Raw genomic sequence first — 23,243 nt, 5'->3', positions numbered from 1 at the left:
AAGGATGATACCATGAGCGAAAATCGTCATGAAAATGAGGAAAACAGACGCGATGCAGCTGTTGCAAACGTCCAAAACAGCGGTAATGCAAAAGTCGTGGTCAACGTGAATACTGATCAGGATCAGGCGCAGGCACAAGACGGGGATGAGTAATGAACGAAAATATTATTCCAATCAACAGACATGCTCAAGACATGCCCGCTACTGAATCCGCGATCAAAAATAGCGGCAACTCAGAGGTTCATATCGATATTCACATTGATACAATGCCGATCGCCTTTGCCCTTTTATGCTCTGCATTAGCGGCTAAGCAGATGTCAAAAGAGGAATTTGACACGGCTTATAATCAATTACGAGAGATGAACAATGGATCTCACAACGGTACATCTGTAAAGCAAGTCATCAATCAGGAGAATGAAGAGTAGAAACCGCGCGGCCCCTCGGCCTGCGGTTTTCTTCTGCATACAAAAAGGACGCAACTGAAAACCAGTCACGCCCTTTTTCATGAAACAATTAACCGATTGAACCTTCCATTTCGACTATGATTACGCGCAAGAAAAACGCAAACGCGCATAAAATAAGGGTTTTCGCTGTTTTGCGTTACCGTTTTTTTTAGAGTTTTAGTGAAAAAGTTTATTTTTCGGTATCAAAAGTGGTATCACGTTTATCTGTAACAAAAGTTAGAAAGCTTATATAATGATTTTAAAGGGGGATGCTCATGAACATAAACAAAATAAGGTCTGCTTTGTATAAATCAGCTAAAGTTTTAGGTGACGTAAATGCCGCTAAGAACGGGACACTCGGGAAACGACTTGCTCGCCGTGCCGCAGGCAGAGAAACCAACAAACTTATGAGAAACTTATTCAAATAAAGGAGCTGAGATTTTTGAAGAAAGACAAACTTGATCCTCCAGTTGGTACATACTATGATCCGCCTGTCGGTATGTGTTGTGAATAAAATTGGCAGGTAACACAGATGAACATGACAGATTTCGAGCGCAAGTTATATCAGATTTTTGTTAACATGAGGCTTTACGGAAAGAACCCGACTCTTCCCGAACTGAAAAGAAAGACCGGGAAAAGCGAACAAGAAATACGTGAAGCAATAAAAAGCTTGATACGTAAAGGCGCTCTTTCATGGGATAAAGAAAAGAAAATATGGATTATTTAGAAAAGCCCTTCTCATGTGTGAGTTGGGCTTTATTGGGTGTTTATAAAGTCCTGCTTAATGAGTAGGACTTTCACTGTTTTTCATGTGAGTTTCTTTATATTCCGGTTCTATTCGGACCATTTTGCAAGAGAGTATTTTTAGCCTATGGAATATAATATCTGATTGCTTCAAACTTGTGGGAGATTATTCTTTATGGGAGTGATAACATGACTAGCGAAGAAATTAAAGGTTTTATCATTGCCGGGTTAGTTTTATTAGGAATTGCTGTTGTTGCAATTTTGATTTCATTACTTTGTATTTTTAAAATAATTAAGATTGTTAAAAAAGAAAATACGAAACATTGAGCCGTTGACAATATTTGTATATTCATTTAGAATCGGTTTGTAAAAAATTACAAGGAGGAGAGACGAATGAGAAAATCAAGGTTTGTAACTATGATTTTAGGTATCTCTGTATTAACTCTTGTATTTGCGACTATATTTATGGGGACTAACGCTCCTGAAGCTTCTGCAAAAGAAGTCAGCCCGAATGGAAATATCTTTGTCAATTCTGCTGTGGAAAATTTGAACCCTGATGACGTTAAACAGACCTTAAAGACAATTAAAGAGTCGATCATCTTAAAAAATGGTAAATATTCTTTCGATGAATCAAAAGCAAAAAAATTAGGGCTTGAGCAAGATGTTATTAATAACGTTAAGGGTTTAGACTCTAATATCTTGGAACAATTCTATAACCTTAAAGATAGTGAAATTGAAAAAGGCGCAAATCAATTGCAAGAAGATTTTAGTGTCCTTAAAGAAAAAGACCCAATGGCCAGAACTCTTTATTTAGCCTTAGTTGCTTTTATAGGGTTAAATTTTGCTAATAACGTACTTAATGATATTTATAGATTGGGTGCAATTGGTTGGTGCCACGCTACTCAAAATGGAGTTGCAAGAATGGTTTGTAAAAGTCTAGGGTATCTCTAATTTACATACCCTGCTTCTAAACAAACAAAAAAACATCCCCTTGAAATTATTCAAGGGGATTCTTTATTTACTTCAATTTCTCTTCAATTTTCGCTTTTGTCTTAGGCCCATAAATGCCGTCAGCAGTCAAGCCATTTACTGACTGGAACCGTTTGACTGCATTTGCTGTTTTCGGACCATACACACCGTCAATACCGTTATTCTTCGCCCCTTTGTCTGGGTAGAAATAAAGAGCCGCCAGAGCATTTTGCACCTGTCTTACTTTCCTGCCTTTCGTCATCGGACTTGTCACTTTAATAACTCCGGAAGGCAGCGCATATGACGTTTTTCTACTGCTTGGTTTAGGGCTTGAAGTGCTTGAACCTGTGAGCTTTAATACTTGTCCGACCTTGATCAAATTCGGGTTTTTGATACCGTTTAAGCTTTGCAGGGTTGCCACACTCACCCCGTGCTCTTTTGCAATTACGGAAAGAGTATCGCCTTTTTTGACTGTGTAAGTGGATCTTGAAGAACTGCTAGAAGAACTAGAAGTCTTCCCGCCCAGGGTCTTCAGTTCTTTTTCGATGGCCGCCTTTACGTCATCCCATCTGCCCTCATCTAAAATACGGTGCGGGCAATACTTCCCGTTCCAGTCTTGATGCTTGCGGACTCGATCAATACCCCAGCCTCGCTCTTTAAGCAGCTGCGCCACAAACTTAATTGCCAGCTTTTCTGCTGCCTTATATCTAGCGCCTCCTGACTTGCTGTAGCAGATTTCAACGCCGATAGATTTACGGTTCCCGGTTCCGTTTTTGCCGTCTCCTGTATGCCACGCGTTACGATTTGTAGGGATGCCCTGCCGTACCTCTTTGTCATCGACCGCAAAGTGAAAGCTCGTTGAACTGGTGTTTCCAATCATGTAGCTTACTTCGTTCGCAGCTGGTGCATCATTGTACGTGTTGTGGATGGTGATGTATTCAGCATCCATGTGATTAGGGCATTTCAAAGCGTATTTAGCTTCTGATACAAGATTCTTTTTCACTGTGATTGTCATAAGTGTTCTCTCCTTTATTTTTGATATAGAAAAAGCCACCGGGTTATCCAGCAGCCTGTTCATCCTTTTCTTTTGTTTGTTCGTTGTCATTTTCGATTACGTGAAGCCGGTCAGTGATGGCAGCCGGAATCTTAACGCCGATCTGTGCAAGGTTCTCCGTAATGGAAAGCCCCTCATTGGCGATATAAAAAAGAACGGTTCCAAATGTCAGGACGCCGTTCAGATTGAGAATTGTATCTATGATGTTTGCCACGATAACCACAAGAAAACTGAGCATCTTACGCACATAACCGAACCATGCGCTACGGCTGCGGAGCTCCTTAAACTTCCACGCTTTCACCACACCGGTAAGGATATCAATGATATTTAGCACCAGCATTAAATCAAGATATTTCACACCCCCAAACAGATAAACTCTCGCTAAATCCAATGTTTCAAAATTAATAAACACCGTTGTCTCCTCCATTTCTTGTTATCACCTCCTTAGAGGCAAAAATAAAAACGCCTATTAAGCGTTTATCCTTCTTTATTCAATTCAACCCCAGTAGGCTCGTCAGTCTCCCCAGAAGGGACGTCGCTGGGAGAAGGGTAATCCTTTCCGGTAATTTCTTTGTATTGTTCTGTGGTAATCCATTCAATCTCAACATATTCCTGCACCTTTTCGTCTGTATAGCATTTCCATTCATAAAACTGCTTAATGTCCGCTACTTCTGGATACCGAGCCATTTAATTTGCCCCCTTCAATTCTTCAATTTGTTTTTGCATCTGTGCAATGACTAAAGCCTGTTCTGCTTCCCTCATACGTCTTTCCTCGTTTTCCTTCTCTGACTTTGCAATCTGTAAGGAAAGTGCTGCATTCTGCTGCTTCAAAAGGTCAACTACTGAGATTTCTTTGCCGCCTGAATTTAAAATAGCCTCGATCTCTTCTTGTGTGGCAGTCTCTAACCATTCCTGATTCTCTGGATCAAACTTAGGTTTGAAAAAGGAAGGTGAATCCGGCAGCGCCACGGTCGTGCAGTCTGCTGGGATGATATAATCGCCTTTTTCGTCTATTTCTGTGACCAATACCGGTTCAACATATTCTAAATTCTCATCATATCTATAAACCTGTAACATTCTTATCCTCCTTAATCTAACGGAATCGGGTTAACATCCATATAATAGCCGGTGACTGCGTTGTTATCATTGGACATTAAACCAGTCAATTTTAAATCTCCTGTACCATAAACAATGAGTTTACAAAAACCAGTTATTCCGGTCGTTGACGCGAGAACAACCGCACCGTTACTTGGAACCACAGAGGAAGGTATTGAACCAATCACGACTTCCCGCGGTGCTGTGATCTGTCCTCTGAACAAAAGCAATTTGCCCCACTTAGCATACTGGAATGGCCTGTCTCCATTAGCTGCGCCGTTTTTTAGTGTGACGTTTTGCCAAGTGATACCCTCGTAATCGGCGTCTGTTATAAGCTTTTTCCATCCTTTAAAAACGCTGTTAGTGTGGACCGTAGCGTGCCACAGGGTATTATCGTAACTTCTCCAAGCTAAGATTGATTTTCTCCCGGAATCCCCGTCTATAACGTCATAATTGAACCACGAGCTATCATTTGAAACGGGATTGTTTTTCACTAGATTTCCTGAAGCAAAATAAAATCCAGAACTCAACGAAAGAACATCAGCCCCATCAGCTAATTGAGTTCGTTTCCCGTCATCTTTTGTCAGCTTCGCCAGTTGGCCGCCGTTCCACTTATCCCTCTCAATTTGTGTAATGTGACGAGTGGAATTATAATTATGGCCGTCAAATTCCTGTTTTGTAGCCTGTTGTACATTCTCCACTTTGTCTAATCCGACTTGTGCTTTTGTAACGTTGTGCGGGTTATCCTTTCTATTTGCGTGAGCATCTACTTTTGATTGGGCACCTGTGATGGACTCTGCAGGAATCCAATTGATCTTCGTGTGATTCGAATTGTAATAGAACCACCAAGCATTCCCGTTCACGTCAACGGCGTATCCCATGCCAATCCCTGGCTGTCCTACAAGCTGCAGACCGCGCAAGCTTGATGATGATGGGTTATCAGTAACAGCATTTGTCCCATAAAAAGAGACAGTCCCGACATCTTTAAGCGAATCATAAAAAGAGCCCTCTGTAAGGTTGTATTTCTGCGTTCCGTTCTCTGCTGTTATCCTAAAAGTTTGACCATTATTCCACTTGGTTCTCTCACTAGAAGAAATATGTTTGGTTGCATCCGATACATGAAGGTCAAAATCTTGTTTAGGAGCTTGCTGCACATTGTCCACATTGCCCAATCCTATTTGGCTTTTCGTCACCCCGTGAGGGTTCGACTTATTCCTTGTGTGATTGTCCAGATTCGCCTGGACAGCGTCAGCTTTCTCCTGTGCGCCTGCCTTTGTCTCAACATTATCCAAGTCTTTAAATTTCTCCTGGAGGTCCGCCACTATCGCCTCAACTGACTGCCTCAATGTCTCAAAATCTTCAATGTAATACTCAGCAATTGGCACAATATCCGAGTCAATGAGGTCTTTGTCTATCTGAAAAGTAAACTGCGTGACGCCAAGTGACTGTTTATTGTCGTAATACAGATTAAGAGACGCTTGAACCTTGCCGTAATGCTTGATTTCCTCACTTGTCAAAACGTATTCAGCAATGCCGTTCAACTTATCGACGATTGTAATATTCTTGATGAACTTACTGCCGTCGGCCATCACCATAGCAAGTTTCCCGGTCACCGCGGACAAAGGTAAAGGGACGCCATCTTTGAACACTTTAAATGTCAATTTGGCCGTCCCTATGTCTTGCGTACTAAAATGTATGTTTGTTGTCCTGTTGCTTGAGCTAGTGCCTACATTGGCACTTATCGCAGCATCTTTATAGATCACGAATCCTCCTCCTTACCCTATTGGAAAGCTGGCATTGACGTATGTGTAAGTGACCGCGTCCACACTGTTTACCGCGAATCCATAGGCAACAACTTCCCCGTTTGCACGCACGTCTATTTTGCGCTGTCCTGTTGTTCCAGCGACCTGACAGCCATCATACCAAGCTTTACTTGGTCTAGCTCCTGCCGGTAAAACTGCAAATATTACCCCGTCTGTCACTGGAATTTTAACCCTTCCGCGCAAATGAACGAGTCCGCCGTTTATGGCATATTGCAATTTATCATTAGAATCAGGATTCGAAGCCCCGTTTTTCAAGGGAAGATTCGTCCAATCCAAATCCTGACTGGACATAAGCTCCGCCCATTCCCCGGCAACCCCCGAGCCAGTTACAACCCGAGTGAAAATTTTAATTGACCGCCCTGTGGAATTTCGTGTAAGCGTCTGAATAACAGAACCGGAACCGTCGGCCGGTGCAACTTGAAGCCACCATCCCGCATCGCCGCCGGCCGGATGATCCGTCATCTTGTTTGCTTCTGCTGTTTTCATGTAATAGTAACCCACTTGGCGAAAGTCTTTGAGTTTTGTCAGTCCATCGGGCAGGCTCTTTGCGAATCCATTGTTTTTGGTCAATGGATAGCCTTGAAACCCTTGTGATAAGTCTGTGGCAAATGTAGCCGCATTATCTTTGGAATGATACGCATAGACTTTTGCCAGGCGCTTTCCCACTGTACCGGTTGCAATCGCAGCGAATAGCGACTTCTTCCCCGTCATTGGGTCCTTATAAAGAAAAACGGATTCAGGCTCCCGAAAATCCCCCTCATATTTCCCGTCAGGACCTCGGCCAAAATCACACGTAATACGTTTTTTAAGCTTCCCATCTTTGAAGCTGAACAAAGACAATTCTGCTGGGTATGTGACGTTGTTTGTATCTCCTGTGTACCAATACAAGTCGTATCCGTCGATAGTGAAGCCCTGCAGGTAATGCAAATCGTTCGGAACTGTCACTTGTCCCAGCAGATTATCAATACCGTTTTTCACATCATTCAATTTACGCAGCTGCACAACGCTGTCATCGTTGCTGTCTTTTAAACGTAAAGCAATTAAGCCATTTTGCTGATCAATTACAGGGATAGCATACAACTCAGTGAACTTGTTGAATCGTTTAATCCCACCGTTTCCGCCGTTGATCGTCGCCCCAGCTGTGTATGGGAAACGAACCAGGTCATGACCAATCGTGCTGCCGTTTGAATCGACAACATCATAATTTGACCAGATATACATTCTGTCGTTTTCTCGTTCAAGCCCGATTGTGGTGCCGTGCCCCCCATGAACGACTGTCATGCTATCAAGCATTACGCCATTTTTATTCATCCGGGTAATGACATAGTTTTGACTTTGATCTGTGTTACCACTGCCCACTTGAGTCGCGTATATATCGCCTGTTTTCTCGTCGATTACGAAACACTGCAGCACCGTTTTATCCGCAAGGTTCAAACTCGTGTGATAAACGGGCGGGATTGTCGTGTAATCGAATCCGTATTCTTTTTGAACAGAGGCATCAAGGTCAGAGAGTGATTTCTCAATCTCCACAACACGCTCATTTGCTGTGTCAAATTCTTTACCTTCACGATTTATACGGAGGTCCAGAACCTCTTTTACATTCGTGCCATCTGCTTTGGCAATCATGTTGGCGAAACGCTTTTTCATCGTTTCTAGTTCTGTAGAGACAGAAAGACCGCCATGATCAATTTGACTTGATTTGTGGGCGGTCCGTGAACTTTCATGATATTTAAGTTTGCTGTTTATCAGATTGACTTCTGTCTCCGTTGCCTTGGCGTTGTCATCCAACTGAGTGAACAGTTTGGCATTCGGTGCATCCCCATGCCTCTTATTAAGATAAAGCGTCATGTTTTCACCTCTATTTCTGTCCTACTATAAGGATTTTTACTTTTGAACCTTCAGGAACACCCAGGGGATCACTTATTTTTCCGTCTTTATAAAAGGTTATATTAATGATGTTTGTTTCCACATCTTCTGTGTACAACATATAACCCGCCTCTTTCAAAATGGAATTGGCGTCTCCGGTCACATACTGGATTGCATAATCATCATCCGTATTCAAAGAAAGGATGCCCGCTGCCAATGAAGCAAAACCATCGCCAGAAGATACAGACCATTCACCGTTTAAAAATTGCAAAGAGAAAGTATATGTGGTCTGCTGTGAAGCCTGCGTATTTGCTAGACTTTGCTTTATTTGATTGATCTCAGCAAGCCCAGAAGCCAGTTGATTTTGATAATTCTTGATGGCCTGTTCTTGATTCTTCGCACGCTTTTTCTCTTCGATTTCCATGTCTACACGGCTTTTTCGTTTTCCGTCAATTGTCAGGTCAGAGGGCTGTTCTGGTCTCAAAGGGTTATATGAGGCCCCTGTTGCTCTCAGTTTCCCATCAAAAGTGATTCCGTTTAGAGGCGTATCAGCATATACACGAATAGTGTCACCCGCCATAACCGGTTCTTCGATGTCAGCCAGGGCCTGATCTAGCAATTCCACATAGTCGGCATCGTAGGACACTTCTGCGTAAGGATTCACTTTGGTTTTAAGTAGCTTAATCATGTCATCCTTTGTTGTGATTGAATCATCCGTGACCGGTTCCGCCCAGGATGGCTGCCCGTTAATCAGAAACTTTTTTTCTTCTGGATGAACATAGGTTACCGGAGGAAAGACATACTTTTCATCCTCATTCTTGAAAGTTCTGTACACCTCGATAATGTTGCCGCGCAGAAGGTACATAACCGGATCGGCTTTCTTTGTGCCCTTGGTATTTGGGTTATTGCTGTCCCTGCCTTTAAAGGTAGCCACTACTTTATAAGTCTTGCTGTCCAGGCCACGAATGATATCAAACTCTTTTTCTGTGGGGTCCGAATCTTTATAGACAGATATGGTTTTCGTCTGATCGCCTATTTTAAATTCCCATTTGCCGCCTAGCTTCGATACAAGTGTTTTAAATTTAAAGCCTGTCCCTGTGAAAGAGAAAGAAAACGTGGCTCCTATTTTCTTCGTATAATCAGCTTTTAATGAGCTATCATACGCCCAGGTGCCTGTTTTGGAATCGTAGGGAATGGACTGATCACCCAGGATGTCTTTATCTTCCTTGAGCTTCCCGTATCCTTTCACCCGTGTTGTCGTGTTATCCTCGCTTGTTGTAATCTGTAAAGACGTGAGATTCGAAAGGTTATCCAGCCTTTTTACAATCTCTTTGCCGGCTTTTTTGTAGATGTATAAATGCGTGTTATTCGGGATGATTTCAACACCAAAGGTAGAAATGATTTCGTCCATCAGTTCAGAGGTCTTTTTATTGCCGAAACCCTCTAGCTTTTTAGCCCCGATCCCCTTCGCATCCGGCATAATTGTAAATGTGATTTCACTGCCTTTTACTGCGTGCTTAAGGGCTTCGTTGAGAGTTTTCGTGCCCTCTATCGTCTCATGAACAACATGCTTGATCGCCCTAAAGGAATAGATATGCGTGGCTGTTATGTCTTTCGTTAGCAGAGCACCTTCCTGTTTGATCGTGGGCGTGTTAATGAAATACTGCTGCTTTTTATAACGTACCTCGTCGATAATAATAAAATTCCTTCCGACTAAAGCATTGAAAGGGATCTGATTGTATTCTGTTAAGGGAATTGAAAAAGACAAATCCTTTTTCCCAGTGATATCATCATTCACTTTGGGCTCAACGTAAATAAGCTCATGCTGTTGGCCGGTTTTAATGTCATGAACAAACATCTGATTCAAAGAACCTCACCCCCTATTTATAATAAAAGTGTGTAATGAATCGGATATCGCTGTAGGTAGCACCCGCAATCCTAAATTGATTCTGGCCGGCTGCAAGAGTCGGAAACCGCCCACTCCTATCGGAAATAGGCATAGAGTTCTTCAAAATGTGATGCTTCAAAAGCGTTATCTTATCCGTTTTTGAAAATTTTCCGTTCAGCGTCAGGGTTTCGTTTGTCGTGATATTTGTTATTGAAATATCCGTGCCCTGCAGGTACATTTCAACGTTGTAATTGTAGTTAATCGGGTCCAGACTTACGTCCCCTATGTTATCCACTACAAAAGAGTTTTTATTTCGAAAATGAAACACAGGGGTTGAGTCCCGGCGGATATTCATACCCAAGTGAAACTTTTCGTCCTTCAATTCCATAGATGCAGTGCTGTCATTTAAAGACTCAGCAAGCCCCTGAATGGCCGTTAATGCAATATCCACTTCCTGATACTTTTTACCGTTTTCTTGATAGATGGAAAATGCGTCATCACACGTAACAAGCCACCGTTTATAAGGCTGCTGTGTATTGATCACATAGTAGGGGTCCTCTCTTATAAAAAGGTTGTACACGGCGTCCCTTTTGATCTGGAACTGATAAGAGCTGTTTGCCTCCACAATCACTTTTATGTTGATTTTTCTTTCTGTGTAACGCCCAGTGTTCCCCTGCTTAAGCATCATCGTCCCATTAACGAGCGTGTTTGTTCCTGCCGTCTGCCTTTCGAACACTGGCGCCTCCGGCCTAAATGAAGAAAGCGAGACACCTGGAAGAGTCTCGCTTAAATACTTGCCGTCTACTATTAGATCATAGTTTATCAACCTACCACTCTCCTAAGAGAAGCTTACATTATTCAGCAATCCCTTTTGGTTTCTTTCTTTGTTGTATGCTTCGTCTTGAATTTTATTTAATTCTTGGATGCTTAGTATTACATTCGGGTCTTTTGCTACAAGCTGCGTTAATAGTCTCACCGTTTGGCTTAACAGATTAATTTCGGCTTGCTGATTGCTGTTTTGTTGCTGCAGCAGAGTGACCATCGTTTGCAATGCGTTTGCATCGCTTGAGCTTGACCGGCTTTCCGGTTCATACCCAACCATTTTACCTGCCTGGCTGAGAACCTTATGGGCTTGGCTACGCCTAAATTGACGCAACGGCAGCAGCATTTCCCCTTTATGGACCTCGGCCATGTGATCACGCGTAATCAATCCGCCTTTATCGTAACCGATGTAACGGCCGCCGCGTGCCATAGACTTCAAGCCTGGATGGTTTAAGATGCCGCCGTACCTGCTGTTCAGATAATTAATAGAAGCAAGGATTTGGTCAACTGGATTTTTGATATTTCCGTGTCCTGGTTCCTTATTGGCGTTGAAGGTACTAGGGATAAACTGCATAAGCCCCTGAGAAGGGTGCCCTGCTTTCCAGTTCGAATCCCATCTATTTACAACATTCGGGTTGCCGCCTGATTCCTTCATCGCTATTGTTTCAAGCGCTGAGGCATATTCTGATCCCAGCCCTTTTATCTTTAAGGCTTTAGCAACCCACTTTTTGACGGCTTCTGTGCCGCCCTCACCAAAGTTGCTTGATTCTCCAAACTTATCTTGGATGAAATTAACAAAATTCTTTTTGATAAGGGAGAAAGAACCCTTTAGGACATCACCGGTAATACCTTTTACTTTAGGCAGTTTTAACCCCAGCTTTTCAATAACCTTACTAATAAGCTTCGATGGATTAGTCATGTAGTCAAACACATCTAAAGCAAGGTCCTTCACTTTTCCAACGGCTGCTTTTGCTCCATTCCACATCTTTGAAATAAAGCCTTCTTTCTTCTTTGTTCCGTTTGCATAAGCTGGAACCCCTGAAAGAAAAGCTTTTGTCTCAATTGCTGACAAGACTTGTGTTCCTTGAGGAAGGTTCATAAGCGTATCAGTAGCAGGACTTAGCCCCATATGACCCGAAGGGGTTATAAAAGCTTCTGGTCCAGCATTTGAGCCTTTACCATCACCGAGAATGGCTAAACCTCCCGGGTGCCCGCCTGTACCATTTGCATACTGTGGAACTTCCCATTTAGGAACTTTAAAATCAACACCGATTTTTCCTAGAATCCAGTTAATACCTTGCTGAGTAAAGCCGTTGATGATTTTACCGAATCCACGCAGAGTTCTATTACCGAATTCTTTGATTCCAGACCAAGCTTTACCGCCCATTTCCTTGATTCCATCACCCATTTTCTTTGGTAATGACTTGGCAGCATCGACGATATCCCAGAATTTCTTAACAATGCCGTCTTTCATATCACCGACAATTTTAAACGCTTTGTCTTTAAGGTATGTGAACATTTTTCCCGCATTTGAGGCTCCATCTTTAAATAAACTTTTGATCCACCCCCACATTTTTGGAAAGATGCCCTTTAAGCCAGCGCCGAGAGCCTTGGCACCGCCAAGAATCTTGCCGAAAAATGAAAGTTGGATAGCATTCCAGACAACTTTTATCGCGCCAGAGAATATTTTCTTAATCCCTTCCCACATTTTAGAGAAATTCCCGGTCAATAACCCAGAAAAAACAAGGATAACGCCCTGGATAATTGAAATCGCGCCAGTGATGACGCCCTTTATATTCCCCCAAACAGAACGTATGATCGCAAGTATGGCCGGCATGACAAACTGGACAATCGACCACACATTTTGGAGGGCTTGAGTGATCACGGAACCGTTTTGCTGCCAGAAAGACTTCCACTGCCCAGTGAGTTGACCAATGAAAGACATCACGCCGCCCAGTGCCTGTTTGACCAGAGGGCCAAGGGTTCCAAAAACTTGGGATGCAATAGTGCCAAGAGTCGAAAAAGTCGGCTTCATCGCGTCAAAGCTTGCTTTCATGTTGGATATGATGGGCTGCGCCTGCTGCTTAAAGCCGGAAAAAGCAGTTTTGATATTGTTTATCCCGTCGATGATGGTTTGGACCGTTAACACCGGGAAAAAGTCCATCAGCTTATCGGCACCCTTTGACGTATCACCATTGAAAACATCCATAACGCCAGAGAAAATAGTCTTTAGATTCTTTCCGGCATTCGCGATATTGTTAAAAGTCGGTTCAAGGCCTTTCATGCCAGACTCTAAGCCAGACATGACCGGTTCAAGTAAGCTTAGGACCCCATTTCCAATAGGCTCTAACGATGCAAGGGCAGAACGGCCAATCTTTTTAAGCCTTGTCCCAAAATTATCTTGTAGGGCCTGGCCTGCTTTTTTGGTTGCTCCGCTTGTATTTGAAAAGCTATTCTCTATGTTAGCCAGGGCAGAGACGCCTTTTTGTCCTAAATCCTCGAACTGCGTACCCATAATTTGCTGCCCTATCTTATAGGCATCGCTTTTGTTTTTCATGCCGTCAATATCTTTCATAACGGCAGAGAAAACCAGGTCACCGCCTTTCCCAGTCTTTTTAAACTGAGCGTATAAATCTTGGGTGTGTTTTGATAGTGACTGCATGGCTTCGTCTGCTGTTCCGTCTGATAAACGAATGTTCATTTCTTTGATCAGATCGCCAACCTTATCCAGCTGAAACGCCCCTGATTCAGCACCCGCCTGAAAGACTGAAAACATTCTTTGTGTGGAGAATCCTGCAGCTGCAAACTGATTGGAATATTCGTTAATCGAATCTAAGAACTCTCCGGAATAATCAAGGCCCTTCTGAAAACCACTGGTGATCATGTCCATTGCTGCATCAGTGGAAAGTCCATCAAATGAATTTTGCATTGCGTTGATTGACTTTGTAATGTCATTCCCATCTTGGTCAAAAGCCTTGGCAATTGTCATGGTGCCCTTCGTGACTTCTTTTACCGTGTCATCAGTTGCACCTTTTAATGATTTCACGTTTTGTTTAACGTTAACGAGTGCGTTTTTAGCCTCCCCAACGCTGTCACCGAAACCATCAGCCCACAAGCTTTTTGCTGAACTTGCAACCTTCTGAGCCTCTTTTTCCGTCAGCCCTAATTGAGCCCGAATTTCGCCCTGGGCCGCCTGCGTATCAAGCGCCATTTTGGCACCAAGCCCGCCGATTGCAGCTGTTAGTGCACCGACACTGGCAACGCCTGCAGTCAGCGCACCGACCAAGCCCACTTTGATAAAAGAACTGAACTTAGACACTTTCCCGCCAGCGTCTCCACTTGCATCACCGATTTTTCTTTGACTGTCTGTCAATCCCTCAGCGCTTTCACTTGCCTGGCTTTGGGCTTGCTCCAATCGTTGATATTGCATTTGTGCACGCCGCAGTGAACCTTCCAGAGAATGATACGATTGAATCTGAGTATTTAGCCGCTGGGCGTATTTCTGCGCCTGCTGTGAGCCTTCGCCGTATAACTGAACCTGTTTCTCGTAAGATTTCCGGTACTCTTCCACAATCTTCTCTTGAATGGAAAGCTCATTTGATAAACCTTCAACTTTCTTTTTGCTGGCCGTGAGTTCATCACCCATCGCTTTAAACTCTTGAACAGTTGCTTTTGTGGCTGTTCGTGCTGTTTTAAGATTGTTTCTAAGACCTGTTATTCCTCTGTTTACGCCGGCATCGTTAAGCGTGGTATTAATAACTAAATTTCCTATCGGTCTGCCTTCTGTCGCCAAATAGTTACCTCCCTTCTATGGTTTTTTAGAAACACAAAAAGAGCGCCTTTACAGACACCCTTTTACAAAGTAGCACCAAATATTTGATAAGCCGGGACCAATTTGTTCTCTTCCTCATGCTTGTAAGCTGCAAGATCAAAGAAGCGTTGTATATCCATTTCATCTATTTCATGAAGCTTGTAACCATTTTCCATCAAATCAAGATACATCTGCTTCATTCTGTTAAGATAATCCCTGTAGGTCATTGGTTTCCCTGTTATTTTTGAGACTCCACTGCCTTCTTCTTCAATTGAGCCTTTTTTTTACTCTTTGTCATCGCTTGGTCAATAATATCTCTGAGCCAGTCACCTAAATCCTCAGAAGCAACACCGTCCAAAATATCGTCGACGTCAAATTGACCTTTAAAAATATCCACGACAAGACCCATCATATCCGTCATAACCTCATATTCGGTCATTTTTGAATCCTCATCCGTTGCTAGCGCATGAATTTCTAATGCTCTATAAGTAAACCGCGATGTAACAATTGGCTGAATGAATGTTTTTTCAGGAACTGAGACAATTTCCCCGTTTTCGCCAATTTCAGCATTTGCATAATCTTTCAATACTGCTTTAATCATGTAAAAACCACCTTCTTATATTTATAGAAAAAGCAGCCGCTGTCCGGCTGCCAGTTTTATTTCCCTAAATCTGCACTTACTTCTTCTGTTGTCATGCCATCTGGCAGCATCCCATAAGCACGCTGATAGAATTTTTCAAGTGTGAATCCATCGTTTTGATCGTAACCAATCAGGAAGACAAGACCGTCCGATTTACGCGGCAAGAATTGCCCTTCGATCGTATCTGTTTGATAGTCCACTTTATCTTCTTTCGTTTTTCCTTCCACAGAAGGGATGCCAAATTTCCCTTTTAACAAGGCATAATACACATAGCCTTTCTCATGGTGTTTTTGACGCCATGTAATGCACACGTAAGGCGGCTCCATATCTTTGTGGTACTCTTCAATACCATCAACAACCTTCACACCTAAAAGAGTTCTTTTCATTTCGGTAGTAAGGTCTGCGACATTTAACTCAAGTTTTGTTTCACTGACTCCTGTACTTTTCACCGCAAAAATGCCATCATCTGCATAAAGGGGTGATAGTTCAGAAGAAACATCCAGCTTCGCTTCAATTGCCCCCGGCATATCTACGATAGCAGAGGCTTTTTCATCAACAAGCTCGGCATATTTAATGCCGCTTAGTCCCGTCTTAGCCATTCATATCATCCTTTTCTATATTTATTTTTTGAATATCAATTAATTTGGTCGCTCTGTATCTCCGGGCGTATCGGTATAGAGCAATATCTGGGTCACGGTCAAAGGCTGACGCATATTGCTTGTAGTCGTTCTCTGCCATGATCTGATCAATCACAGGCTGTATAGCCTGGGCGTCCTTTATGGTTTTAGTCCATAAATCTATTTGAATATCAACTTCAAATGTTAGGGCCCTATCGTCCGCATAGTCTTTTCTGTGGCTCTCAAGCTCGTTAATGCGAATCATCGGGGCCTTTTCTATGTCCTGATCTTCTTCTGGAACAAAGACCAGGAATATCCGGTCACTGTCCACAAGAGAAGTAAGGGTTTCGTTTTCACTTAAAAGCTTTTCAACTTCCTGAATGGGAAGCATCATAGTCCCAGCTCCCTCATGTATACTTGCTGTACGATCTGCAAAACCGTTTGCTCCATTTCGTTTGATGTCCTCTCAATGAAGTGCTGCGGGGGCTGCTTGATCGTTCCAAAGTTAGAGAAGTGCAGGCGGGAGGCTGTTTCTTTCCCATAACCCACACTTGCATATATCTCCCCGTCTTCCTTGGCCTTTGAGTACACCACATTATCTTTCATGTGTACTTTGTGGGGATCGTGGTCGCTTTCTCTGCCTCGGGGCGTATTACGTTCCAGCGCCTCAGCAAAAACCTGTGCGCCTGCCTGGACGGCTGCTTTGGCTGCCCTGGTATTTTTTCTTGCAAGCTTATCAAGCTCTTTTTCTATACCGCCGATACCGTCATCTTGCCGCGCCATCAGCTCACCTTCTCCGCAAAAACATTGATCAGGTTTTTATCCTGAGAGTTCGGGAGAATGTCTTTTATTTCGTAAAGCTCATCATCATGAAGAACATGCATGTTATTAGTCGCCTTCTTAACTTGCTGATAGCGAATAATGAACGTGACGCTGTTTTCTAAGAAGGTACCAGCAGTCGTGAGCTTTTCCCTTAACTTCTGTTCTCTTATCTCGGCCCAGCAAGAAAATAACGGCTCATTTACCTCAATATTCTCCCTGGTTTCCGGGTCCTTCTCGTTCTTTCGTGTAACAAAAGTGATGCGTGTATTGAGCCGGCTAAATTCCATCTGTATACGCCCCTCTGAATTGCTGAATAAAGTTTGTTACGCCGAAAGGTATTTCTTGCAACGCTTTGTCCATTGAAGACACGCGCTGTTCATACCAGGCACCGACCAGGAACATGACAGCTGTATCAAATTTAGGGTTGTTTTGAAAGAAAGCATCCCTGTTTGGCGAAAGCGTTACGGCATCTTTTATATAATCTTCCGCAGTATCTTTCAGCTGCTCGATGAACCCATCATCAAAGTTGTGATCTATCCTCATCGCAAGCTTTAATTCTTCCAGAGTCATTCCGTCACTCCTTTACAAACAAAAAGGGACGCCAGTATGCGTCCCATTACGTCATTATTTTGCTTGTGCTGCTTGTTCTAAGGCTTCAATACGTTTAACAAGTTCATTGTATTGCTCTTCCGTCCCAAAGCCATCTTTACCAGGATCGCCCTTGTCTCCTTTAGGACCTTGAGGGCCAGCTTCACCCTGAGGACCCTGGGCGCCGGTCTTTCCTTGAGGACCTTGTGGGCCCGTGTCTCCTTTCGGTCCCTGTTCGCCAGGATCGCCTTTAGGGCCCTGCGGACCTGCTGGACCTTGTGGACCTTGTTCTCCCTGCATCCCCTTGATAAACAGAGGATTTTCTTCACTGTTTCCGCCAAGATAAACTCGGGTAATCGGTTTTCCGTCCGTGTCCTTTTCCGATGCTGTCCAAACACTTCCACTTTTGTTTAGAAATTCTTCCGCCATTTTCAATCATCCTTTTCAATTATTTTTTATTGTCCCACGTCTACCGCTGACTGATCTTCTGTGCTAGTTGTCGTTTGATTAATAGTGACAAAGTAACCGGCTTTCTCATCAGCCTTTTTCACGTCAAAACGAACTGCCAGAGAAAGGACCTGACCGTAAACGTCATTCTCTACCCATTTCGCCGTAGCCTCCACACGGTTTGCGAAGAAGACGGCTTTTTTCAAGTCTCCGATAAACATAACCGCGTCGCCGGCTTTCTCACCTAAAACAGTATCGTCCACAACATTGACCTGGCTACCAAGCAGCATCTTTCCTGTTGGTGTAGAAATGTCCTGACGTAAAATGTACTGGCCGTTTTTATCTTTCAACGTATCAAGGAATTGAAACGCTGATGCAGTCGCAACAATATTTCTGGCGTATGCTTGCTTTAAATCAACATTTAAGATGCGTTTGATTTCGTCTGTACCTGTCACTGATTTGGCTGGGAATGACCGAAGAACCTCCGCCACTTTTGTATTTTTCGTGATACGTTTAACCTGCTGCAGATGATTTGCCACGATAGCAGTCAAATCCACACCTGAATCATCAATAGCCTCCTGAGAAATAGGCAGATGACCGCGATATGTTTCTACGGCCCAAGGTACCTTATTGAACTTAGGTTTCGCCAATTCAGGGTTTTTCTCTAATTCCGCCACAGAGACTAGACCTGTATCAGCGTTTGCTAGAACCGGATAACTACCGGAAGCAGTGCTCACATTCACGTTATTAACAATTGCGGCAAGGTCCACAACATCTTCCGGTTCCTGTTGTGGTTTGGTGATTACATCAATTGGAATAATCGCCTCAGCGCCATCAGATTTCAACCCGTCGCGTTTTTCCCCTTTTGATCGCAAAAACTCTTCAAAAGCTCTTACCTCTTCTGTCTTACCTGGTTTGATGATTGTACGGAAGCCTGCGCCATGCATTGATCTTTTCTCCTTGTCGTCTTCTTCTTTACCGCCAGCTGGTGCCGGGTTCTCTGGCTTAAGTCCTGCTAACTCTTCATACTCCGCAAGCTTTTTTTGCAGGGCGTCAAGCTCTTCTTTCATGGAAGTGATTTCACCTTTCAGAGCTGTAGCTTCGTCCAGCTTGTCTTCCTCTGCTCGTTTTTGGGCATCTGTGATTTTTGTATTAATGGCCGTTTGTTTTTTAATAATCTGTGATCGTAGTTCCTTAATTTTTTCTGTTAACATGTGTTTGCTCCTTTTCAAATAAAATAAGCACCCGATTTTCGAGTGCTTTTACAATCCTATTTTTAATAAATCCAGCTGCAGCAGCAGCTTTTCTTTTTCCGGATTCCGGTTTCTTTCCTCATACTGCTGTAAATTCCGTTTTGCAATTGTCACGTCAGTGTCTTCATAAGCCGGATAAGTAACGACTGACACATCTGTAAGCTTTGAAATGTTTCTCAAGCTCCGCAACGGCAGGCCGGTTTCCTGGTCACGAGTAAAACTGTCCCCATCTTTCCCTAGCATGAAGCCGAAAGAACAATTTGAGATATTCCCAACCCGCAGATTTTCGTATAAATCCGATGCGTACTGTGTATTCGGCAAAGTAACATCGAATCTTAAGCCGATGTCATCAACTTCAAGCTTAAGTGTGCCGGCAGACGTACGGCCGAGAATCTTGGATGGGTCATGATCAATCAATGCCCGCACATCGCTCATGTCTGTCTGATCCAGAGCCCTTTTATCAATCATTTCAATAAAACCGCCCAAATTGTGGCTGCGGGTGCCGAATTTTAAAGCATAACCACTAATCACTTTTGGGCCGTCATCGTCTGAATGAGCTTTTAAGGCCCCTTCCTGCGACGTTCTAATCTCTACTTCCTTAGACATTCCCCTCACCTCCTTCACCTGCTGACGAGATCGGCAGGCTCTTTGCTTTTGCTTTCTGAATTTCGTCCATCGAATCAATGTTCACGTAGTTCAAACTCATGTAACGCTTGTCCCCGTTTGGTATTGGCTCGTAACCATACTCAGCAAGGGCATTGTTAAGAGAGAAAATACCGTTTTGCAACAAGGCAATAACATTCTCGCGCTTTGTTTTCGCGTCCGTTTCTCTAAATCGCCGTGTGTCGAATTGAAATTTCCGTTGTAGGTTTAAAGGGTACGGCAGCATTTTGAAATTAAGCTCTGAGGCGATGGCCGCAAAATAGTTGGAAAGTGTATTTGTCAGATAGTCCAGGTTCGCTTGTTCTAGTGAGGTGTTGACCTGCTCAATGCCCAGCTTGTGCGCCGGCAACCCGAACACTTTGGCTATCTGTTTCGTTGAATGCGTGTAGTTATTCACGACCTCAAGCACTTTCGTATTGATTTCTAACTGGCTAAACTCCATATTTTCATCAAGTACAACGACCCGCTGCTGATTCTTTATTCCAGAGTTTGCTTTTTCAAATTCATTACGGATTTTGTCCTTTGCCTCAGAAGACAAATGCCCTTTTTTCATGTTTACAATACCGCTTAAGTTGACGCCTCTTCTGAAAAAGTCTGTAACAAGGCGCTTCCCTGCCTCCTGACTTTCGATTTCATGCTTAAGACTAGAAAGTGGGCTCATACCCGTTATTCCGTCCATGCTGAAAAATTTAATGTGCAGTACATTTTCAGGCTTCAAGACCCTTTCTTTGCCGCCAGACGGATAATACCGGTACAGTATTTCATTCCGGTCCTGCAGCTGCTCGGCATAGACTTCACTGTTCAATAAATGAATCAGCTCTAAAGGCGTCCCCTCTTTGTCCCGGACTATTTCCGCGTAAGACTGGCCGTTCATTAAAGCGTTGGCCACAAGAATGAACTTAAAAAAGTACCCTGAATAATAATCATTGGGTTTCTCATTCAGTAGCCTAAACAGGTCGGAATCCTTTTCCTCAACGCCATTTTGGTGGACCATAATTGGCGACGCTGCAATATCAGAGGCTAGGGTAAGAACTGCCGTGAACACATCGCTATTTTTGATCGCACTGACAGACGTATAAGACAGCCCGTCCAAGCCGAGAATGATTTCATTGAACTCTCGTGCTCCTGGGCTCTGCTTATCTAACGATCGAAAGAATGCCACTTAATCACCTCCCTTCCTCTTCTTTTGGATTCAGCAAGAAGGCAATAAGAACGAGAAAAAGACCTGCCACAATAAAGCCGGCTACTGGATGGAGAAAGAAAACCCCATAGTCGATCACAAACAAGCCGGCCAAAAATAAAAGAGTATGCAAGTTCAACTTAATAAACTGACATACTCCCAACAAAAAGGTATTTATTTTTCCGATTTTCATGGCGCCCCCTCCTTCCCTAAAGAGTAAATTCTTCGCTTTCATAATAAGAGTTCCAGTCAAATTCCTCTTGTTTGTAGTGGTACATAGCGCCTGTATGTGCGTTCATCATTGCCGCTGCCGGGTCAATCTTTTCCCTATACAGCGCTTTATCAATTTGAATCGTATCATTCACTTTTTTCAGCATCGCATTGTGCATCGCCGTATCAAGCAATGGGTTCTTACTGTGTATAATTTTCCCGTCGAATACATTTAAACGAAAATCTTTTGTTGGTTCAGATAATGTGCGAGGACCTTGACGAACTTCAATCAACACATCCTCATAGCCGTATTTCTCAATTTCATTTAAGAATAAAGAGATATTGTAAGGGTCAAAGAAGATTCCCTTTACTTGTAAATCAAATTCTTTAATATGATTGATCATATAATCTACAACCTGCTGCAGATTAATGATGCCGGATTTTTTGTCCGTAATTGTACAGTACCCGGCTTTCGCGAGAGTACGATAGTCCAGTTTGTCACGCTCAATTTTATTATCCAGCCCACCTTTTGTTCCAACAAACGAGTGACTGTCCACATAAAATGTCTCATTTTCATCCTCTAACGGATAAATGAAGCCAAGGGCTGATAAATCATCAGTTCGTGATAAGTCAATCCCTATGTAAACCGGCTTCCCTGTAATGTCAGGCGCAGCATCCACACCGCGCTTTTTCCAATCGTTCCCGTTGATAAAGCTTTCAGAGGAAGCAGACTGCCATATATTAAAGTTTTTTACGAGTGTACCGTTTAGATCATCTTTATCAAGAGCCTCTTTCAATTTCTTGCGGAGGTTTTTCAAGATTTTCTTTTGTAGACCCTCTACCTCAAGTAGTGGATTGCTTTTTATCCAAGTGCTTTCGTCGTAAATTTCCTCTTCGTCATCTTGTTCATAGACAATCGCAAAATAGTTTTCGTTTTCCTTACGACCACTTAGAATATCGTCAACATAAGGATACTCTTGCGAATACATGGGGCCGTTCAGCTTAAAGCCGGCTGTACTAATGATTAAGATAAGGCCCTGGTCCTGCTGACCTTGGGAAGACTCCAGGACTTCCATCATTTTCGTGTTGGACGCTGTGTGGTACTCGTCGAGAATTCCAATAAGAACGTTCAAGCTGTCCAAGTTATCGGTATCCCTCGATAAAGGCATAATGACGCAGTCATCTTTCAGGTACCGGATTTCATTTTGTATAATCTTTGTCCATTTCCTCATGAATTTCGATTTACTTCGTATCTTCTTAAGCTGCATCGAAATCATTTTAAAGACGGTTTTCGCCTGGCCTCTTGAATTAGCTGTCGCATAAATTTGCCTGTCAAACTTAGGTGCTTCGCCGTAAATCAACTCGTATAGTGATAGACCCGCAACGAGTACAGATTTACCGCCCTTTCTCGCCATGCTTATATACGCTTTGGTGAATCGCCGGAAGCCGGTCTCTTTATTCCTCCAAGCATAGAGCATGTACACAATGAACTTTTGAAACAAAGCCAGCTTTGTGGGCTTTCCCGTTGATATATCTGGCAGCATCTCAAGAAACTTAATGACCTTTTTTGCCTTTTCTGGTCTGTATTCATATTCATAAGACGGGTCAGCTGCTCTTTCCAAATCTCTCAGGTGACGCTGACAGGCTTTTATGACTTTCTTGCATGCCGTTATTTCTCCGCTGACAACCTTTTTCGCGTAAAGCGTGCCGGGGTCAAGGTGTTCAATCGTCATATATCGCCATTGCTCCAAACTCATCATCTTCCTCGCTGTCGCTGTCGAGGCCGACGATTCGTAGCCGTGAATCCAGAGACAGACCAAGCTGGCCGGCAATGCCCCGGATCTCTTTAGACATGCTGTTCATTATATCCACAGATGGATTTTTCTTTTTAACCGTCTCGCCCCGGCTGTTTTTTTCAAACATGACTTGGCCGTCTTTGGCTATATCGGCCATCGCTTCCCGATACTGCGCATAGCTGTTGCAATAGATCGCAAGCAATGCCGAATCTAATTCAGAGATTGGCAAATTGATAATGTGCGGGTAGATACGCCGCCATTCATTCTTCGCCATAGTGGACAGCCAGTATGGTGGCTTTTCTTGCAAGGGCGAAAAATCTTTGAGTTTTTCTTCCTGCTGCAGACGCTCTTCCCGCTCTTCGTTGGTAATTTGTCCTTTTAACGTTTCCGTTAATTGTTTTCGTCTCGCCAATCAAAACCACCACCTTTCGTCCAAAATACATCACATAAATTTCGGTAAAATCAGCGAACGACAAAAACGCCGATCAACTCATATGGAATAAGGGATCGCG

29 protein-coding genes are annotated in these 23,243 nt (G+C 43.2%); 6 read left to right on the top strand and 23 right to left on the bottom strand.

The genetic code is table 11. The annotated features are described in order from the left end of the window. Positions 1-12 precede the first annotated feature (12 nt). The 6 genes from JMN17_RS11400 (at position 13) to JMN17_RS11380 (ending at position 2,138) form a co-directional block, all read left to right on the top strand. A complete protein-coding gene (locus JMN17_RS11400; protein ID WP_202328106.1) occupies positions 13-153 on the top strand; it encodes a spore protein in 141 nt (46 codons plus the stop codon). Beyond that, positions 153-425: a hypothetical protein gene (locus JMN17_RS11395; protein ID WP_087991062.1), complete on the top strand. Its 273-nt coding sequence runs from the start codon at positions 153-155 to the stop codon at positions 423-425. Before JMN17_RS11400 ends, JMN17_RS11395 begins: the two co-directional genes overlap by 1 nt. A gap of 293 nt (positions 426-718) precedes the next feature. Further along, a complete protein-coding gene (locus JMN17_RS11390; protein ID WP_202328105.1) occupies positions 719-871 on the top strand; it encodes a hypothetical protein in 153 nt (50 codons plus the stop codon). Positions 872-981: 110 nt separating this feature from the next. Next, positions 982-1,170: a hypothetical protein gene (locus tag JMN17_RS21735; protein WP_242519897.1), complete on the top strand. Its 189-nt coding sequence runs from the start codon at positions 982-984 to the stop codon at positions 1,168-1,170. A gap of 206 nt (positions 1,171-1,376) precedes the next feature. Then, positions 1,377-1,514 carry a hypothetical protein gene (locus JMN17_RS11385; RefSeq protein WP_202328104.1) on the top strand — a complete coding sequence of 46 codons (138 nt, stop codon included), beginning with the start codon at positions 1,377-1,379 and terminating at the stop codon, positions 1,512-1,514. 66 nt (positions 1,515-1,580) lie between these two features. After that, positions 1,581-2,138: a hypothetical protein gene (locus JMN17_RS11380; protein WP_202328103.1), complete on the top strand. Its 558-nt coding sequence runs from the start codon at positions 1,581-1,583 to the stop codon at positions 2,136-2,138. A 67-nt stretch (positions 2,139-2,205) separates the two neighbouring features. Here the strand turns inward: JMN17_RS11380 and JMN17_RS11375 are convergent, their stop codons facing one another. The 23 genes from JMN17_RS11375 to JMN17_RS11265 form a co-directional block, all read right to left on the bottom strand. Next, complete coding sequence (locus tag JMN17_RS11375; protein ID WP_202328102.1) at positions 2,206-3,171, bottom strand: N-acetylmuramoyl-L-alanine amidase; 966 nt, start codon at positions 3,169-3,171, stop codon at positions 2,206-2,208. A gap of 43 nt (positions 3,172-3,214) precedes the next feature. Next, a complete protein-coding gene (locus JMN17_RS11370) occupies positions 3,215-3,637 on the bottom strand; it encodes a phage holin family protein (RefSeq protein ID WP_046160686.1) in 423 nt (140 codons plus the stop codon). Positions 3,638-3,687: 50 nt separating this feature from the next. Next, a complete protein-coding gene (locus JMN17_RS11365; protein WP_202328101.1) occupies positions 3,688-3,897 on the bottom strand; it encodes an XkdX family protein in 210 nt (69 codons plus the stop codon). Beyond that, positions 3,898-4,287 carry a hypothetical protein gene (locus JMN17_RS11360; protein ID WP_202328100.1) on the bottom strand — a complete coding sequence of 130 codons (390 nt, stop codon included), beginning with the start codon at positions 4,285-4,287 and terminating at the stop codon, positions 3,898-3,900. Between the two features lie 11 nt (positions 4,288-4,298). Next, positions 4,299-6,068 carry a phage baseplate upper protein gene (locus JMN17_RS11355; RefSeq protein WP_202328099.1) on the bottom strand — a complete coding sequence of 590 codons (1,770 nt, stop codon included), beginning with the start codon at positions 6,066-6,068 and terminating at the stop codon, positions 4,299-4,301. A gap of 12 nt (positions 6,069-6,080) precedes the next feature. Then, positions 6,081-7,976, bottom strand: a complete 1,896-nt coding sequence (locus JMN17_RS11350; RefSeq protein WP_202328098.1) for a phage baseplate protein — start codon at positions 7,974-7,976, stop codon at positions 6,081-6,083. 10 nt (positions 7,977-7,986) lie between these two features. Beyond that, positions 7,987-9,852, bottom strand: coding sequence for a prophage endopeptidase tail family protein (locus JMN17_RS11345; RefSeq protein WP_242519896.1), 1,866 nt, complete (start codon positions 9,850-9,852; stop codon positions 7,987-7,989). A gap of 22 nt (positions 9,853-9,874) precedes the next feature. Continuing rightward, positions 9,875-10,708: a phage tail domain-containing protein gene (locus JMN17_RS11340; protein ID WP_202328096.1), complete on the bottom strand. Its 834-nt coding sequence runs from the start codon at positions 10,706-10,708 to the stop codon at positions 9,875-9,877. A gap of 12 nt (positions 10,709-10,720) precedes the next feature. Then, positions 10,721-14,497 (bottom strand): phage tail tape measure protein, encoded by a 3,777-nt coding sequence (locus JMN17_RS11335; RefSeq protein WP_202328095.1) that lies wholly within the window; start codon positions 14,495-14,497, stop codon positions 10,721-10,723. 62 nt (positions 14,498-14,559) lie between these two features. Further along, complete coding sequence (locus JMN17_RS11330; RefSeq protein WP_225910714.1) at positions 14,560-14,715, bottom strand: hypothetical protein; 156 nt, start codon at positions 14,713-14,715, stop codon at positions 14,560-14,562. A gap of 38 nt (positions 14,716-14,753) precedes the next feature. Then, the gene (gene gpG / locus JMN17_RS11325) at positions 14,754-15,116 is read right to left on the bottom strand and encodes a phage tail assembly chaperone G (protein WP_014479877.1); all 363 of its coding nucleotides are present in this window, start codon (positions 15,114-15,116) and stop codon (positions 14,754-14,756) included. Between the two features lie 56 nt (positions 15,117-15,172). Beyond that, positions 15,173-15,754, bottom strand: a complete 582-nt coding sequence (locus tag JMN17_RS11320; RefSeq protein WP_046160691.1) for a major tail protein — start codon at positions 15,752-15,754, stop codon at positions 15,173-15,175. Further along, positions 15,747-16,166, bottom strand: coding sequence for a tail completion protein gp17 (gp17, locus tag JMN17_RS11315; RefSeq protein ID WP_046160692.1), 420 nt, complete (start codon positions 16,164-16,166; stop codon positions 15,747-15,749). The genes JMN17_RS11320 and gp17 overlap by 8 nt, the downstream gene beginning before the upstream one ends. Next, positions 16,163-16,555 (bottom strand): HK97-gp10 family putative phage morphogenesis protein, encoded by a 393-nt coding sequence (locus JMN17_RS11310; RefSeq protein ID WP_031600548.1) that lies wholly within the window; start codon positions 16,553-16,555, stop codon positions 16,163-16,165. Before JMN17_RS11310 ends, gp17 begins: the two co-directional genes overlap by 4 nt. Continuing rightward, a complete protein-coding gene (locus tag JMN17_RS11305) occupies positions 16,555-16,881 on the bottom strand; it encodes a phage head closure protein (RefSeq protein WP_088326045.1) in 327 nt (108 codons plus the stop codon). Before JMN17_RS11305 ends, JMN17_RS11310 begins: the two co-directional genes overlap by 1 nt. Beyond that, on the bottom strand, positions 16,871-17,164 hold the full coding sequence (locus tag JMN17_RS11300; RefSeq protein WP_088326043.1) for a head-tail connector protein: 294 nt from the start codon (positions 17,162-17,164) through the stop codon (positions 16,871-16,873). Before JMN17_RS11300 ends, JMN17_RS11305 begins: the two co-directional genes overlap by 11 nt. A 54-nt stretch (positions 17,165-17,218) precedes the next feature. After that, a complete protein-coding gene (locus JMN17_RS11295) occupies positions 17,219-17,611 on the bottom strand; it encodes a collagen-like protein (RefSeq protein ID WP_202328094.1) in 393 nt (130 codons plus the stop codon). 26 nt (positions 17,612-17,637) lie between these two features. Beyond that, positions 17,638-18,843 carry a phage major capsid protein gene (locus tag JMN17_RS11290; protein WP_202328093.1) on the bottom strand — a complete coding sequence of 402 codons (1,206 nt, stop codon included), beginning with the start codon at positions 18,841-18,843 and terminating at the stop codon, positions 17,638-17,640. 48 nt (positions 18,844-18,891) lie between these two features. Beyond that, positions 18,892-19,488, bottom strand: a complete 597-nt coding sequence (locus JMN17_RS11285; protein WP_106611094.1) for an HK97 family phage prohead protease — start codon at positions 19,486-19,488, stop codon at positions 18,892-18,894. Next, positions 19,481-20,707 carry a phage portal protein gene (locus JMN17_RS11280; protein ID WP_202328092.1) on the bottom strand — a complete coding sequence of 409 codons (1,227 nt, stop codon included), beginning with the start codon at positions 20,705-20,707 and terminating at the stop codon, positions 19,481-19,483. The genes JMN17_RS11285 and JMN17_RS11280 overlap by 8 nt, the downstream gene beginning before the upstream one ends. 4 nt (positions 20,708-20,711) lie before the next feature. After that, positions 20,712-20,918: a hypothetical protein gene (locus tag JMN17_RS11275; RefSeq protein WP_014479867.1), complete on the bottom strand. Its 207-nt coding sequence runs from the start codon at positions 20,916-20,918 to the stop codon at positions 20,712-20,714. Positions 20,919-20,934: 16 nt separating this feature from the next. Next, positions 20,935-22,686: a terminase large subunit gene (locus JMN17_RS11270; RefSeq protein ID WP_242519875.1), complete on the bottom strand. Its 1,752-nt coding sequence runs from the start codon at positions 22,684-22,686 to the stop codon at positions 20,935-20,937. Continuing rightward, positions 22,658-23,143 (bottom strand): phage terminase small subunit P27 family, encoded by a 486-nt coding sequence (locus JMN17_RS11265; RefSeq protein WP_202328091.1) that lies wholly within the window; start codon positions 23,141-23,143, stop codon positions 22,658-22,660. Before JMN17_RS11265 ends, JMN17_RS11270 begins: the two co-directional genes overlap by 29 nt. Positions 23,144-23,243 lie beyond the last annotated feature (100 nt).

Source organism: Bacillus sp. RHFS10 (assembly GCF_016757475.1).
Taxonomy (GTDB): domain Bacteria; phylum Bacillota; class Bacilli; order Bacillales; family Bacillaceae; genus Bacillus; species Bacillus subtilis_G.
Note: the sequence above shows the minus strand (reverse complement) of the source record. Positions and strands in the feature narration are given on the sequence as shown.